The sequence below is a fragment of the Streptomyces sp. NPDC088197 genome, from assembly GCF_044741185.1.
In the GTDB taxonomy this organism is placed as follows: Bacteria; Actinomycetota; Actinomycetes; order Streptomycetales; family Streptomycetaceae; genus Actinacidiphila.
In genome coordinates, this window is the sequence record NZ_JBIUSD010000005.1 from 34,129 (window position 1) to 46,619 (window position 12,491).

Consider the following 12,491-nt stretch of genomic DNA (forward strand, 5'->3'; position numbering starts at 1 on the left):
GGTCAGTCCTGTGCCCGGCCGTGCGACCTGCGGCGCATCCCGGTGACCAGGCCGAGGGCGCCGACGGCCAGCACACCGGCGCCGGCCAGCGCGAGGGTGTCCTTGTCGTGGGTGCCCGAGGAGTGCGCGGTCTCGGCGAGGCCGGTGTCGGGGGCGCCGCTGGGTACGGCGGTGACCTGCGAGCCGGAGCCGGAGGACGTGGTGGTGGGCGTCGGCGCGGGCGCGGAGTTGGAGGGGTTGCCGCCGGTGCCCGCGACGAGCGGGGTGACGGAGAACTGGTTGTCGCAGTTGGTGATCTTCCCCGCGAAGACCAGCGACGCCTTGTTCCCCGGCGGGTAGATCCGCAGGCTCGTGGAGGTCGGCAGGCAGGTGCCCTGGTGGTTGATGGTGTGGATGGTGTCGCTCACCTTGCCGCCGGGGCGCAGCACGACCGCCGCGTAGCCGTTGTGCTCGCGGGTGGCGGGCGCGCCTATCTGCTTGCCGCTCGCGTCGAGCAGCGACAGGCCGGGAAATCCGGTGAGGTGACAGGTGGTGCCGCTGTGGTTGGTCAGCACCAGGTAGCGGTAGAGGTTGCCCGCTCCGGCGTCCTCACCGCCGAGGGACGCGGTGAGCTGGGAGGTGGCGCACATCGGAGTGCTCGATGTGTCGCTCGCGGGGGCGACGGCGGTCGCCGGGGACGCTCCGAGTACGGCGAAACTGGCCGCGGTCGAGAGCGCGGCGGCGCCGACGGCGAGTGAACTCATGCGCATGTCCGGTCTTCCCTTCTCCCCCCGGCTGCCGCGCTCCGGAACGAGCGCCGGCCGGGCCGTAAGGGGATTCGCAGGGGAGAGACGACGCGGGGTGGCGCCGGGTTGTAAAGAGATTGCCAAATCAATCGAGCGGCGAGCGGCGGCACTTCGCACACGGCGTTTCCCGCGCCGCCTCCCGGCGGGTCCAACGGCGGGCCTGGCAGGATCGGTTGCCATGGGCGCGCATCAGTGGGGCACGCACGCCGTGACGTTCGCGGCCGACGGCGTGACCAAGCGGTTCCCGGCCGCGGCCCACGAGCGCGCCGTGCGCGAGTGGCGGGCGTTGACGCTGCTCGACCGGCACGCGCCGGGGCTGGCGCCGCGGCCGTACTCCTGCGACCTGGGCGACGCGGGGCCGGTGGTCTCGATGTCCCTGCTGCCCGGAGCGCCGCTCCGGGGCGCGCCGTTGGACGGCGAGCGGCTGACGCGTCTCGCGCGGACGGTGAACGCGCTGCACAGCGCGCTGCCCGCCGACGTCCTCGCGCGGGTGCCCGTACGGCCGGAAGGCCCGGCGGAACTCGGCGCGCGGCTGCGCGGTTGGGCGCCACGGGTGCGGGGACGGGTGGACGCGGCCGTGGGGGCCGCTGTCGACGCGGGCCTCGCCTGGCTGGACGCGTCGGGCCTGGACCGTACGGAACAGACCGCCGTGCCCGCGGTCTTCGGCCCCGGTGACGGCAATCTCGCCAACTACCTCTGGGACGGCTCGCGTGTGCGGGTCGTGGACTTCGAGGACTCCGGCCGCAGCGACCGCGCCTATGAACTGGCGGAGATCACCGAGCATGTGGCGAGCTGGGTGGAACACCCGCTGGACGTCGCGGCGTTCCTGTCGCACGTCGAGCTGACGGCGGCGGAGACCGTACGGCTGCGGGACTGCCGACGGCTGATCGCGCTGGTGTGGCTGTTCCTGCTGTCCTTCGAGGACCTGGCCTCGGGAGATCCCGCCGCCCGGCGCAATCCGCCGGGTACGGCGCGGCGGCAGGCGGGCCGTCTGCTGGCCCTGCTCGGCTGACCGGCCGTACGGCCCTCGCGTGGACGGCCCGCCGAGCGCGGTCTCACGGCCGCGGCCACTGCCGCCCTTCGCGGGACTCGATGCTGCGGTTGAAGCGGGCGAGCATGTCGCTGAGGAGTTCCACGTCCTGCGGTGACCAGTCGGTCAGGACGCTGTCGATGCCCGCGATGTAGAACGCGCGGTCGGCCGCGAGCCGTTTGGCGCCCTCTTCGGTGATGCGAAGCTTGCGGGCGAGGCCGCCGTCGGGGTCGGGGACGCGCTCGGCGAGGTCGGCCCTCAGGAGGGCGGCGGTCTGCCGGTTGACCGTCGAGGTGTCGAGCGCGAAGGCGTCGGCGAGCTGTCCGATGGACATCGGGCCCTCCGAGTCGAGGCGCGCGAGCAGCAGATACGCGGACTTGTCCAGCCGCTCGGCCGAGCTGTCCCGGCGCGTCAGCACATGGTGGCGGGCCACCAGCATCAGTTCCCGCTCCAGCCGCTCCAGCACACCGCCTCCGCATGACGTATGGACGCACGACGTGGGACGTACGAACCCGGGGCGCGCGCCGTGACGTCCGTGCTCCCGCCTCCCGAGAGTACCCACGACCTGGGCAATGTGCATGACGCACATCCTATGTATCATGCACATCTCCCTGCCCACCTCGTCCACGGCCCCGCGGCCCGACGACCCCCACCGAAGGCGACGACATGTCCGACTCAGCAAGCGGCACCGGCATACCGGCAGCCGGTCACACCGCCGGTGTCCACCGGCCCGCGAGTGGCGCGGTCGTCGCCGTGCTGGCCTTCGCGGGCATCGTGGTCGCCCTCATGCAGACGCTGGTCGTCCCGCTGCTGCCCGAACTGCCCGGCCTGCTGCACGCCTCGGCCTCCGACACCTCATGGGTGATCACCGCGACCCTGCTCGCCGGAGCGGTCGCCACCCCGGTCACCGGACGGCTCGGCGACATGTACGGCAAGCGCCGCGTCCTGCTGCTCAGCCTCGGTCTACTGGTCGTCGGCTCGCTGGTCTGCGCCTTCACCTCGTCGCTGGTCCCGATGGTCGTGGGCCGGGCGCTCCAGGGCGGAGCGACGGGCGTCATCCCGCTGGGCATCAGCATCATGCGTGACGAATTGCCCGCGGAACGGCTCGGTTCCGCGATGGCGCTGATGAGCTCGTCGCTGGGCATCGGCGGCGCGCTCGGCCTGCCCAGCGCCGCGCTGATCGCGCAGCACGCCGACTGGCACGCGCTGTTCTACACCTCCGCGGGGCTCGGCGTGGCGGCGATGGCGCTGGTCCTGTTCCTCGTGCCGGAGTCCCCGGTGCGCACGCCGAGCCGGTTCGACGTGCCGGGCGCGATCGGGCTGTCCGTGGGCCTGGTCTGCCTGTTGCTGGCGATCTCCAAGGGCGGCGACTGGGGCTGGGCCTCGGGCACCACGCTGGGACTGGTGGCCGCGGCCGTCGTCGTACTCGTCGGCTGGGGCATGTTCGAACTGCGCACCACCGCGCCGCTGGTGGATCTGCGCACGACGGCCAGGCCGCAGGTGCTGCTCACCAACATCGCCTCCGTCATGGCCGGATTCTCGCTCTTCGCGATGTCGCTGGTCCTGCCCCAGCTCCTCCAGCTCCCCGAGGAGACGGGGTACGGGCTCGGCCGGTCCATGCTCGTGGCCGGTCTGTGCCTGGCCCCGTCCGGGCTGGTGATGATGGCCGTGTCGCCGCTGTCGGCGCGGATCTCGGCGGCCCGCGGCCCGCGCGTGTCCCTGATGATCGGCATGGCCGTCGTCGCGGTCGGCTACGGGCTCGGCCTGTTCCTCACCCACGCCGTGTGGCAGGTGGTGGTCGTCGCCTCCGTCATCGGCTGCGGGATCGCCCTCGCCTACGCGGCCATGCCCGCGCTCATCATGGGCGCGGTGCCGCTGGCGGAGACCGCCGCCGCCAACGGGCTCAACACCCTGATGCGGTCCATCGGCACCTCGTCGTCCAGCGCGGTCGTCGGCGTGATCCTCGCCCACATGACCACCTCGTACCACGGCGCGCCGCTGCCCTCGCTCAGCGGCTTCCGGGTGGCCTTCGCCGTCGCCTGCGGCGCGGCCGTCGCGGCGCTGTTCATCGCCGCGTTCATCCCGGCGCGGCACGTGCGCGCCACGGGCGGCGGTGCGGCGAAGGTCCCGGCACCGGCGCCGGCGGACGAGCCGGTCTGAGCGGTCCTCGGCCGTCCCCGGTTCAAAGATCCCAGAAGGTCACAGTAGGTCCCAGTAGGTCTCAGAATCTCAACGTGAGGTCGACCTTCAGGGCAGGATCACCGCGCGGCCGTTGATCTTCCCGGCGTGCAGCCGCTCGTAGGCGAGCGGAGCGTCGTCCAGGGAGTACGTCTCGACGTGGACCTCGACCGCGCCGGAGCGGGCGAGGTCGAGCACCTCGATCAGCTCGGCGCGCGAGCCCCAGTAGGGGGCGCGGACGGCCGCGTCGTAGGCGACGGTGCCGAAGCCGACCGTGGCGCTGCCGCCGCCGATGCCGACGATCGTCACGTCGGACTCGACGGCGGCGCACGCGGTGGCGGTGGCGACCGTGGGGGCGGCGCCCACGAAGTCGAAGACGGCCTGGGCGCCGACGCCGTCGGTCAGCGCGCGGACCCGGTCGGCCGCGTCGGCGTCGGACAGGACGGTCTCGTGGGCACCGACCGCGCGCGCCAGTTCCAGCTTCTCGTCGCTGACGTCGAGGGCGATGACGCGGGCCGGGCTGAGCACGCGCAGCAGCTGCACGGCGACGTGGCCGAGGCCGCCGGTGCCGATGACGACGGCGGTGCTGCCGGGGACCAGCTTCGGCAGCGAGGTCTTGATCGCGTGGTACGGCGTGAGGCCCGCGTCGGTCAGCGGCACCGAGGCGACGGGGTCGAGGTCACCGAGCGGCACCAGGTGCCGGGGGTCGTCGACGATCATGTACTCGGCGATGGCGCCGGGCGCGCCGAGGCCGGGCGGGCGGATGCCCAGCTCCTCGGCGCGCAGACAATAGTTCTCCTTGCCCTGCGCGCACATCAGGCAGCCGCCGCAGCCCCACGGGCCGTAGACGGCGACCGACTCGCCCGGCTCCAGGCCGCCGACGCCCTCGCCGAGCGCGGCGACGGTGCCCGCGCCCTCGTGGCCGAGGGTGAGCGGCAGCGCGAAGGGCAGGGCCTCGGCGGGCCAGCTCATGACGGCGATGTCGGAGTGGCACACCCCGGCCGCCGTGACCTTGAGCAGCACCTGGCCGGGGCCCGGCTCGGGGCGCGGGACGGTCACCACTTCGGGGGCGGCGCCCACGGTGCGGTACTGAACCGCCTTCATCTCGGCCTGCGGCTCCGGTGTCGTCCCGGCCTGAGTCGTGGCCGTCGTCCCTTCAGGGCTTGCTGATGTCGACATTCGGTGACCTCTCTCCGGCTCTCGCTCCCCCGCTTCTGCTCCCGGTCCCGCCGCCGGGACCCCGCTCCCGGCTCTTCGATTTTCCCCCGGTCCCGCCCGCCCCGCTCAGCGAACGCGGAAGGCCCCCGGCGGGTCGCCGGGGGCCTTCGGGCCTACGAGGTCGCTGGTGGGGTGCTTACGCGACGGTGCCGGATGCGGAGATGACGACCTTGGCGGAGGGCGTGCCGCTGCGCGAGCCCTTGCCCTCGATCTGCTTGACCAGTTCCTCGCCCTCGACGACCTCGCCGAAGACGACGTGCTTGCCGTCGAGCCAGTCGGTGACCACGGTGGTGACGAAGAACTGCGAGCCGTTGGAGTTCGGCCCCGCGTTCGCCATCGACAGCAGGAACGGGCGGTCGTGCTTGAGCTTGAAGTTCTCGTCCGCGAACTTGTTGCCGTAGATGCTCTTGCCGCCGCGGCCGTCGCCGCTGGTGAAGTCGCCGCCCTGGAGCATGAAGGACGGGATGATCCGGTGGAACGCCGAGCCCGCGTAGCCGAAGCCGTGCTCGCCGGTGGCCAGCTCACGGAAGTTCCGCGCCGTCTCGGGCACGACGTCGTCGAAGAGACGGAAGACGATCCGACCGGCCGGAGCGCCGTCAATGGAGATGTCGAAGTACACGTTGTCCATGGGCACCATCCTTGCATCCCCAGTGGGAGACGCCGCGCCCAGAGCGGCCCAACACGGCAGATCCGCAGGTCACAGCCGTACCGGAGGTGCCCCAAGGCCTCCGGGGGCGTCCGGGCGCCCTCGGAAGGCCGACCGGGTCAACCTCGTCGCCTTGCCCGTGCGACCAGTGGCAAACTGCGCGGGTCCCAACTGTGGCGGATGCGTTTCGGTCATGGCACGTCGGCAAGACGCCCCGTTGACGACAGACCTGGGAAAAACGTCCGCAGGTGTCACCGCGCACCGCGGGCGACCTCCCCGGACCGTCGCCGTCCGTTGCGACCCGATGTCGAATTCCTGGAGATCAGATGGCCGCTGACAGGCCGCCGCCGGGTGGTGGGCAGCGCTCCACGCAAACGCCCCCCACCGGTATGCGAGCGCTTCGGGCCCCCTTCACGGCCGCCGCCGTACGCGCTCTGGTGCGGGAGACCGTGGCGGCCGACCCCGAGCCGTGCGATCCCAGAGCCATGGGCGACGCGGTGCTCGCCACCTCGGAACTCGCCACCAACGCCATCGTGCACGGCGGCGGTATCACCCACTGCCAGGCCCGCCTCGTACCGCTCGGCGTCGAGGTGAGCATCGACGACCTGAGCCCCGCGCTCCCCCGCCTCACCGAACGCCCGCCGGGCACCGAAGCCCCTTACGTGGGCGGCGGATTCGGTTGGCGTCTGATCCAGCAGCTCGCCCTGCGGGTGACCGTCACCCCGCACGACCCCGCGCCCGACGGCACCCCGCGCGGCAAGCGGATCACCCTCATCCTGCCGCTGTACTGAACCCGGCGCGCGCGGCGGCCTACGCCGCCGCCGCGGCGTGCACGAATCGCCGCAGGTGGGCCCTGCTACGGCGAGTGGCGGGTGCCGCGCTGGTCGTACCGGTACACCGGCGCCAGGTCCGTCACCATGGCGGCCTACCTCGCCCGGATAGTCCGGCAGCCCAGGACCGCCGTGGAGCATCACCACGGGCGTCCGCCGCGTGGTGTCCCCCAGCGCCGTCCACCGCAGCCGCGCCACTACCGGGCGCGGGCGGGCGAGTACGACCGGACCTACGCGCAGTACCAGGAGCTGCGGGATCTGCTGGAGGTGGTCGACGAACTCCCCATCACCGGGGACGTGCTGGAGTTGGCCTGCGGGACGGGCCAGTGGACCCCGAGGCTCGCGGCGCGGGCGCGGTCGGTGACGGCGGTCGACGCGGCGGCCGAGGTGCTGGCCATCGCCCGTACCCGTACCGCGTCCTCCACCGTCCGGTTCGTCGAGGCCGACGTGTTCGCGTGGCAGCCGCCGCGCCGCTACGACACGGTCTTCTTCGCCTTCTGGCTCTCCCACGTCCCGCCCGCCCGGCTGCCCGGGTTCTGGGACACCGTCGCCGCCGCGCTCGCCCCGGGCGGCAGGGCCGTCTTCGTCGACGACGGCCCGGGCGCGGCGACGTACGAGGACGTCCTCACCGGCCATGCGACCCCGGCGGCGCTGCGCAGGACCGACGACGGCGGTCGGTACCGCATCGTCAAGGTGTTCCACGACGCCCGGACGCTCACCGACGACCTCACCGCGCTGAAGTGGTCGGTCAGCGTCCGCACCAGGGCCGGGTTCCTCGTCGGCGTCGCGGAACCGCCGCCCGGCGCGGGCCCCGCACCGACGGCGTAAACGGCGTGACCGGTGGTCGGGCGGGCGCGAGACTGGCCGCATGACCGTAACGGATGCCAAGACCGACCTGCGCTTCTACCTCCAGTCCGCGCGCGACGCCCTGCTGTGGAAGCTGGAAGGGCTCTCGGAGTACGAAGTGCGCCGCCCGATGACGCCGACCGGCACGAATCTGCTGGGCCTGGTGAAGCATGTGGCCAGTGTGGAGTTCGGCTACCTCGGCGACACCTTCGGGCGGCCCTCGGGCGAGCCGTTGCCCTGGCTCGACGCGGGAGCCGAGGCGAACGCGGACATGTGGGCCGCCGCCGACGAGTCACGCGAGTACATCGTGGGCCTCTACCACCGGGCGTGGGCCCAGGCGGACGCGACGATCGACGCGCTGGCCCTGGACACGACCGGCCGGGTGCCGTGGTGGCCCGACGGCCGGGACGAGGTGACATTGCATCACGCCGTGGTGCGGGTGATCTCCGATACCCACCGGCACGCGGGGCACGCGGACATCCTGCGCGAACTCACCGACGGTGCGGTGGGCATGAACAAGAACAACGGCAGCCTGCCGCCGGGCGACGCGGCCTGGTGGGAGAACCACCGTGACCGCCTGGAGCGGGCGGCCCGGGAGGCCGACGCGTGAGGCCGTAGGACCGTCGTTCACCGACCGCCCGGCGTGACGGCACGCGCGCGGCCTCAGTCGGCCGCGACCGCCTCCGGCAGGTCCACGGGGCGGTCGCGGATGCCCAGGCGCAGGTGCTCGACGTGGTAGAGGGCCTGGTCGAGCAGTTCGGCGACGTGGTTGTCGTAGAGGGCGTAGACGATCGAGCGTCCGTGGCGCTCGCCGGTGACCAGGCCGAGGTTGCGCAGCAGCCGCAGTTGGTGGGAACAGGCGGAGGCTTCCATGCCCACGGCGTCGGCGAGGTCGCCGACCGCGCAGGGGCCCTCCTGGAGCCGGGCCAGGATGTGCAGCCGCGAGGGCGTGGCGAGCGCCTGGAGGGTGGCGGCGACGTCGGCGGCGCCGACCGCGTCGAGACGCTCGCGCGGGGTGGCGGTGCCGGCGGCGTCGTTTCCATGGCCCATGCCCCCATCATACGGACGACAACTGAAGACCTGTTCAGATGTTCCTGTACGGTGGGGGCTGTCACCTCGTCCGCCCGTGAAGGGTTGTTTTGTCATGCCTTCTGTCCTGGACCGGCGGCCCGCGCCGGTCTCCGCGGGGCGTCCGCGACCGGCCGTTCCGCGCCGCCGCACGCGCGTCCTCGCACTGCCGGAGGCACGGTGGGCGTGCGCGGCGCTCGCCCTGTTCCTGCTCGCGCTTCCCCCGTACCTGCTGGGCGCCCCCGCCTGGTCATGGGGTCCGCTGTTCGCCGCCACCTACGTCACCGGCGGCTGGGAACCGGGCTGGCAGGGGCTGAAGGCGCTCAGGGACAGGACGCTGGACGTGGACCTGCTCATGGTCGTCGCGGCGCTCGGCGCCGCCGCGATCGGCCAGGTACTCGACGGGGCGCTGCTGATCGTCATCTTCGCCACCTCCGGCGCCCTGGAGGCCGTCGCGACCGCGCGGACCGCCGACTCCGTACGCGGACTGCTCGACCTCGCGCCCGCCACCGCGACCCGGCTCCGGCCGGAGGGCACGGACGGTGGTTTCGGTGGTTTCGGTGCCGACGGTGGTGTCGTCACCGAGGAGAGCGTCGAGGCCGCGCGGCTGGCGGTCGGGGACGTCATCCTCGTCAGGCCCGGCGAGCGCGTCGGCGCCGACGGCGTGGTCCTGGACGGCGCCGGCGACGTCGACCAGGCCACCATCACCGGCGAGCCGCTGCCGGTGGTGAAGCAGGCCGGGGACGAGGTGTTCGCCGGGACCGTCAACGGCACCGGGTCCCTGCGCGTACGCGTCGAGCGCGATCCGGCGGACTCGGTGATCGCCCGGATCGTGCGGATGGTCGAGGAGGCCGCCGAGACCAAGGCCCCCACCCAGTTGTTCATCGAGAAGGTCGAGCAGCGCTACTCGATCGGCATGGTCGTCGCCACGCTCGCCGTCTTCGCGCTCCCGCTGGCCTTCGGCGCGGCGCTCCAACCGGCCCTCCTCCGCGCGATGACGTTCATGATCGTGGCCTCTCCCTGCGCGGTCGTCCTGTCCACGATGCCGCCGCTGCTGTCCGCGATGGCCAACGCCGGCCGGCACGGGGTTCTCGTCAAGTCGGCCGTCGTGATGGAGCGCCTCGGGCAGACCGACAGCGTCGCGGTGGACAAGACCGGCACGCTCACCGAGGGGACGCCCCGCGTCACCGACATCCGGCCGCTGCCCGGCAGCGGCCTCGAAGCGGACGCCCTGCTCCGGCTCGCCGCGTCGGCCGGGCACCCGAGCGAACACCCGCTGGCCCGCGCGGTGGTGGACGCGGCCCGCGAGCGCGGCCTTCCGCTGTCCGCCGCCGACGGCTTCACCTCGGCCCCCGGCCAGGGCGTCACGGCCACCGTCGACGGCCGCACGGTCCAGGTCGGCTCCCCCGCCCGCCTCCTCCCCCTCGGGACCGGCGAGGCGGCGCGGGACGGGCTGCGGGACGGCGTGCGCGAGGCAGTGCGGGAGGTGGAGGCCGCCGGGCGTACGGCCGTCGCGGTGCTGCGCGACGGTACGCCGCTGGGAGTGCTGGGCATCGCGGACCGGCTGCGCCCGGACGCCGCCGCCACCGTCGCCGCCCTCGCCCGTATGACCGACCTCCCCCCGGTCCTGCTGACCGGCGACAACGTACGGGCCGCCCGGCAGTTGGCCGCAGAGGTCGGCATCACCGACGTACGCGCCGGCCTGCTGCCACAGGACAAGGCAGCGGCCGTACGCGCGTGGGAGGCACGCGGTCGCAAGGTGCTGGTCGTCGGCGACGGCGTCAACGACGCGCCCGCGCTGGCCGCCGCACACACCGGCGTCGCCATGGGCAGGGCCGGGTCCGACCTCGCGCTGGAGACCGCCGACGCCGTGGTGATCCGCGACGAGTTGGCCACCGTCCCGGCCGTCGTGAAGCTCTCGCGCGCCGCCCACCGTCTGGTGATCCAGAATCTGACGATCGCCGCGGTCTTCATCGCCGCCCTGGCCGTCTGGGACCTGACCGCCGCTCTCCCGCTCCCCCTCGGGGTCGCGGGTCACGAGGGCTCCACTCTCGTCGTCGCCCTCAACGGGCTCCGGCTGCTGCGCGACACCGCCTGGACCCGGCCGTGAGGTGGCCGGTCTCGGCGCGCCTGCTCTGCCGACAGCGGGTGTGTTAGCGTCGCTCGCTCACTTTCACAGAGCGATCAGTGCGGGGGCGTCATGAAGCTTCTCCTTACCGACTCCGGTGTCAAGAACGCCAGCATTCTGGAGGCGCTCCTCGATCTCCTGGGCAAACCGATCGCCGAGGCCAACGCCCTGTGCATTCCCACCGCCGGGTACGGGGGCCCGTACGGCGATCCGGGCGGGCCGTGGCGTTTCATCAGCGGACAGTCCCTTCACCCCATGACCGGGCTGGGCTGGAAGTCGGTCGGCGTACTGGAGCTCACGGCGCTGCCCGGCATCGACAAGGAGCGGTGGGTCTCCTGGGTCCGGGAGACGGACGTCCTGCTGGTGAACGGCGGCGACGCGCTGTACCTGTGCCACTGGATGCGGGAGTCCGGCCTGGCCGACCTGTTCCCCTCGCTGCACGACACGGTCTATGTGGGGCTCAGCGCCGGGAGCATGGTGCTGACTCCCCGCGTCGGGGAGCACTTCGTCGCCTGGCAGCCGCCCACCGGTGACGACCGCGCCCTGGGAGTCGTCGACTTCTCCCTTTTCCCGCATCTCGACAGTCCGGGCTGCCCCGAGAACACCATGGCCGAGGCGGAGCGGTGGGCCGCCGCGCTCAAGGCCCCGGCGTACGCCATCGACAACCAGACCGCCATCAAGGTGACCGACGACGGCGTCGAGATCGTCTCCGAGGGGAACTGGAAGCTGTTCAACGCGGCGCCGTGACCTGCTCGACCGTGAGCACGATCTTGCCCTGGAGGTGTCCGCGGGCGGCCCGTTCATGCGCCGCCCGCGCGCGGGCGAGCGGGAAGGTGCTGTCGACGGCGACGCGTACCGTGCCCGCGTCGAGCAGGCGTCCCAGTTCGGCGAGTTGCGCGCCGTTCGAGCGGACCTGGGCGGTCGAGACGGTGACGCCCAGCCTCGCGGTCTCCTCGGCGTCGAAGTCCCCGGGAAGCACGGGGAATTGGGCGCCGCCGCGCTTGAGGGTGCGCAGGAACCGCCTGCTGTCGGGGCCGCCGACGGCGTCGAGTACGAGGTCGACGTCGTGCACCAGCTCCTCGGGACGGCTCTTGGTGTAGTCGATGAACCGGTCGGCGCCGAGATCGCGCAGGAACGCCTCGTGCGCGCCGGACGCCACGGCGGTGACATGCGCGCCCTTCCACTTCGCCAACTGCACGGCGAAGTGCCCCACGCCGCCCGCGGCGCCGTTGACGAGCACCTTGCTGTCGGCGTCGAGCGGCGTCGGGCGGTGCCGCGCCGCCTGGAAGGGCGAGGGGTGGTCGTGTCCTGCCTCGATGAGGAACTGCCACGCCGTGAGCCCGGCCATGGGCGCCCCGGCGGCGTGCACGTGGTCGATGCCGGACGGCTTGCGCGCGAGGTCCGACGCGGGCGCGGCCACGTACTCGGCGTAGGCGCTGCCGTGGAAGCCGGGGAAGCGCAGAAGGCCGAAGACCTCGTCGCCCACGGCGAGGTCGTCCACGTCCGGGGCGACGGCTTCGACGACACCCGACACGTCCGTTCCCGGAACGGCGGGCAGCCTGACGGTCGACTCCGGCTCCCCCGGCACCGTGGTCAGCCCGCCGCGCAGGTACCAGTCCGGAGGATTGACGCCCACCGCGTGGACGCGGACGAGCACCTCGCCCGGTCCCGGCTCGGGGATCGGCACCCGGTCCTCACGCAGCACCTCGGGGCCGCCGTGCTCGTGCAGCCGGATCGCCCGCATCGTGTCTGACGGCATCTT

General features: G+C 72.9%; 13 protein-coding genes. 7 read left to right on the forward strand and 6 right to left on the reverse strand.

Annotation, left to right across the window (positions count from 1 at the left end; all coding sequences use genetic code 11):
• Positions 1 to 2: 2 nt before the first annotated feature.
• Complete coding sequence (locus ACIOC1_RS14480; protein WP_401854330.1) at positions 3 to 749, reverse strand: DUF4232 domain-containing protein; 747 nt, start codon at positions 747 to 749, stop codon at positions 3 to 5.
• Between the two features lie 214 nt (positions 750 to 963).
• Here ACIOC1_RS14480 and ACIOC1_RS14485 point away from each other — a divergent pair, with 214 nt between their 5' ends.
• The gene (locus tag ACIOC1_RS14485) at positions 964 to 1,797 is read left to right on the forward strand and encodes a phosphotransferase (RefSeq protein WP_401854333.1); all 834 of its coding nucleotides are present in this window, start codon (positions 964 to 966) and stop codon (positions 1,795 to 1,797) included.
• A gap of 43 nt (positions 1,798 to 1,840) precedes the next feature.
• Here ACIOC1_RS14485 and ACIOC1_RS14490 read toward each other — a convergent pair whose 3' ends face one another.
• Positions 1,841 to 2,254 (reverse strand): MarR family transcriptional regulator, encoded by a 414-nt coding sequence (locus ACIOC1_RS14490; RefSeq protein WP_391048211.1) that lies wholly within the window; start codon positions 2,252 to 2,254, stop codon positions 1,841 to 1,843.
• Positions 2,255 to 2,481: 227 nt separating this feature from the next.
• Between ACIOC1_RS14490 and ACIOC1_RS14495 the strand changes: the two genes are divergently transcribed.
• Positions 2,482 to 3,975 carry an MFS transporter gene (locus ACIOC1_RS14495; RefSeq protein ID WP_401854335.1) on the forward strand — a complete coding sequence of 498 codons (1,494 nt, stop codon included), beginning with the start codon at positions 2,482 to 2,484 and terminating at the stop codon, positions 3,973 to 3,975.
• Positions 3,976 to 4,062: 87 nt separating this feature from the next.
• Here the strand turns inward: ACIOC1_RS14495 and ACIOC1_RS14500 are convergent, their stop codons facing one another.
• Together ACIOC1_RS14500 and ACIOC1_RS14505 are read right to left on the reverse strand one after the other, a co-directional pair.
• Positions 4,063 to 5,097, reverse strand: a complete 1,035-nt coding sequence (locus ACIOC1_RS14500; RefSeq protein ID WP_401720926.1) for an NAD(P)-dependent alcohol dehydrogenase — start codon at positions 5,095 to 5,097, stop codon at positions 4,063 to 4,065.
• A gap of 250 nt (positions 5,098 to 5,347) precedes the next feature.
• Positions 5,348 to 5,839 carry a peptidylprolyl isomerase gene (locus ACIOC1_RS14505; RefSeq protein ID WP_355334835.1) on the reverse strand — a complete coding sequence of 164 codons (492 nt, stop codon included), beginning with the start codon at positions 5,837 to 5,839 and terminating at the stop codon, positions 5,348 to 5,350.
• Positions 5,840 to 6,246: 407 nt separating this feature from the next.
• On the opposite strand from ACIOC1_RS14505, the gene ACIOC1_RS14510 reads away from it, so the two are divergent.
• The 3 genes from ACIOC1_RS14510 to ACIOC1_RS14520 all read left to right on the forward strand — a co-directional run bounded on the left by ACIOC1_RS14510 (position 6,247) and on the right by ACIOC1_RS14520 (position 8,143).
• Positions 6,247 to 6,648, forward strand: coding sequence for an ATP-binding protein (locus ACIOC1_RS14510; protein WP_355334838.1), 402 nt, complete (start codon positions 6,247 to 6,249; stop codon positions 6,646 to 6,648).
• An 81-nt stretch (positions 6,649 to 6,729) separates the two neighbouring features.
• Positions 6,730 to 7,515, forward strand: a complete 786-nt coding sequence (locus ACIOC1_RS14515) for a class I SAM-dependent methyltransferase (RefSeq protein WP_401854338.1) — start codon at positions 6,730 to 6,732, stop codon at positions 7,513 to 7,515.
• A 40-nt stretch (positions 7,516 to 7,555) separates the two neighbouring features.
• Positions 7,556 to 8,143, forward strand: a complete 588-nt coding sequence (locus ACIOC1_RS14520) for a DinB family protein (protein ID WP_401854340.1) — start codon at positions 7,556 to 7,558, stop codon at positions 8,141 to 8,143.
• Between the two features lie 53 nt (positions 8,144 to 8,196).
• On the opposite strand, the gene ACIOC1_RS14525 is transcribed toward ACIOC1_RS14520, so the two are convergent.
• The gene (locus ACIOC1_RS14525; RefSeq protein WP_391162608.1) at positions 8,197 to 8,583 is read right to left on the reverse strand and encodes a metalloregulator ArsR/SmtB family transcription factor; all 387 of its coding nucleotides are present in this window, start codon (positions 8,581 to 8,583) and stop codon (positions 8,197 to 8,199) included.
• Positions 8,584 to 8,677: 94 nt separating this feature from the next.
• Here ACIOC1_RS14525 and ACIOC1_RS14530 point away from each other — a divergent pair, with 94 nt between their 5' ends.
• The gene (locus ACIOC1_RS14530) at positions 8,678 to 10,711 is read left to right on the forward strand and encodes a heavy metal translocating P-type ATPase (protein ID WP_401854343.1); all 2,034 of its coding nucleotides are present in this window, start codon (positions 8,678 to 8,680) and stop codon (positions 10,709 to 10,711) included.
• 90 nt (positions 10,712 to 10,801) lie between these two features.
• Positions 10,802 to 11,476, forward strand: a complete 675-nt coding sequence (locus tag ACIOC1_RS14535; protein WP_401854345.1) for a Type 1 glutamine amidotransferase-like domain-containing protein — start codon at positions 10,802 to 10,804, stop codon at positions 11,474 to 11,476.
• On the opposite strand, the gene ACIOC1_RS14540 is transcribed toward ACIOC1_RS14535, so the two are convergent.
• Complete coding sequence (locus tag ACIOC1_RS14540; protein WP_401854883.1) at positions 11,460 to 12,488, reverse strand: NADP-dependent oxidoreductase; 1,029 nt, start codon at positions 12,486 to 12,488, stop codon at positions 11,460 to 11,462. The two genes, ACIOC1_RS14535 and ACIOC1_RS14540, sit on opposite strands and share 17 nt — an antisense overlap.
• Positions 12,489 to 12,491: the final 3 nt, after the last annotated feature.

Bases quoted from the DNA above. Each gene is read 5' to 3' on its own strand.
- ACIOC1_RS14480 (WP_401854330.1), bottom strand. From the start codon at position 749: ATGCGCATGAGTTCACTCGCCGTCGGCGCCGCCGCGCTCTCGACCGCG.
- ACIOC1_RS14485 (WP_401854333.1), top strand. From the start codon at position 964: ATGGGCGCGCATCAGTGGGGCACGCACGCCGTGACGTTCGCGGCCGAC.
- ACIOC1_RS14490 (WP_391048211.1), bottom strand. From the start codon at position 2,254: ATGCTGGTGGCCCGCCACCATGTGCTGACGCGCCGGGACAGCTCGGCC.
- ACIOC1_RS14495 (WP_401854335.1), top strand. From the start codon at position 2,482: ATGTCCGACTCAGCAAGCGGCACCGGCATACCGGCAGCCGGTCACACC.
- ACIOC1_RS14500 (WP_401720926.1), bottom strand. From the start codon at position 5,097: ATGAAGGCGGTTCAGTACCGCACCGTGGGCGCCGCCCCCGAAGTGGTG.
- ACIOC1_RS14505 (WP_355334835.1), bottom strand. From the start codon at position 5,839: ATGGACAACGTGTACTTCGACATCTCCATTGACGGCGCTCCGGCCGGT.
- ACIOC1_RS14510 (WP_355334838.1), top strand. From the start codon at position 6,247: ATGCGAGCGCTTCGGGCCCCCTTCACGGCCGCCGCCGTACGCGCTCTG.
- ACIOC1_RS14520 (WP_401854340.1), top strand. From the start codon at position 7,556: ATGACCGTAACGGATGCCAAGACCGACCTGCGCTTCTACCTCCAGTCC.
- ACIOC1_RS14525 (WP_391162608.1), bottom strand. From the start codon at position 8,583: ATGGGCCATGGAAACGACGCCGCCGGCACCGCCACCCCGCGCGAGCGT.
- ACIOC1_RS14530 (WP_401854343.1), top strand. From the start codon at position 8,678: ATGCCTTCTGTCCTGGACCGGCGGCCCGCGCCGGTCTCCGCGGGGCGT.
- ACIOC1_RS14535 (WP_401854345.1), top strand. From the start codon at position 10,802: ATGAAGCTTCTCCTTACCGACTCCGGTGTCAAGAACGCCAGCATTCTG.
- ACIOC1_RS14540 (WP_401854883.1), bottom strand. From the start codon at position 12,488: ATGCCGTCAGACACGATGCGGGCGATCCGGCTGCACGAGCACGGCGGC.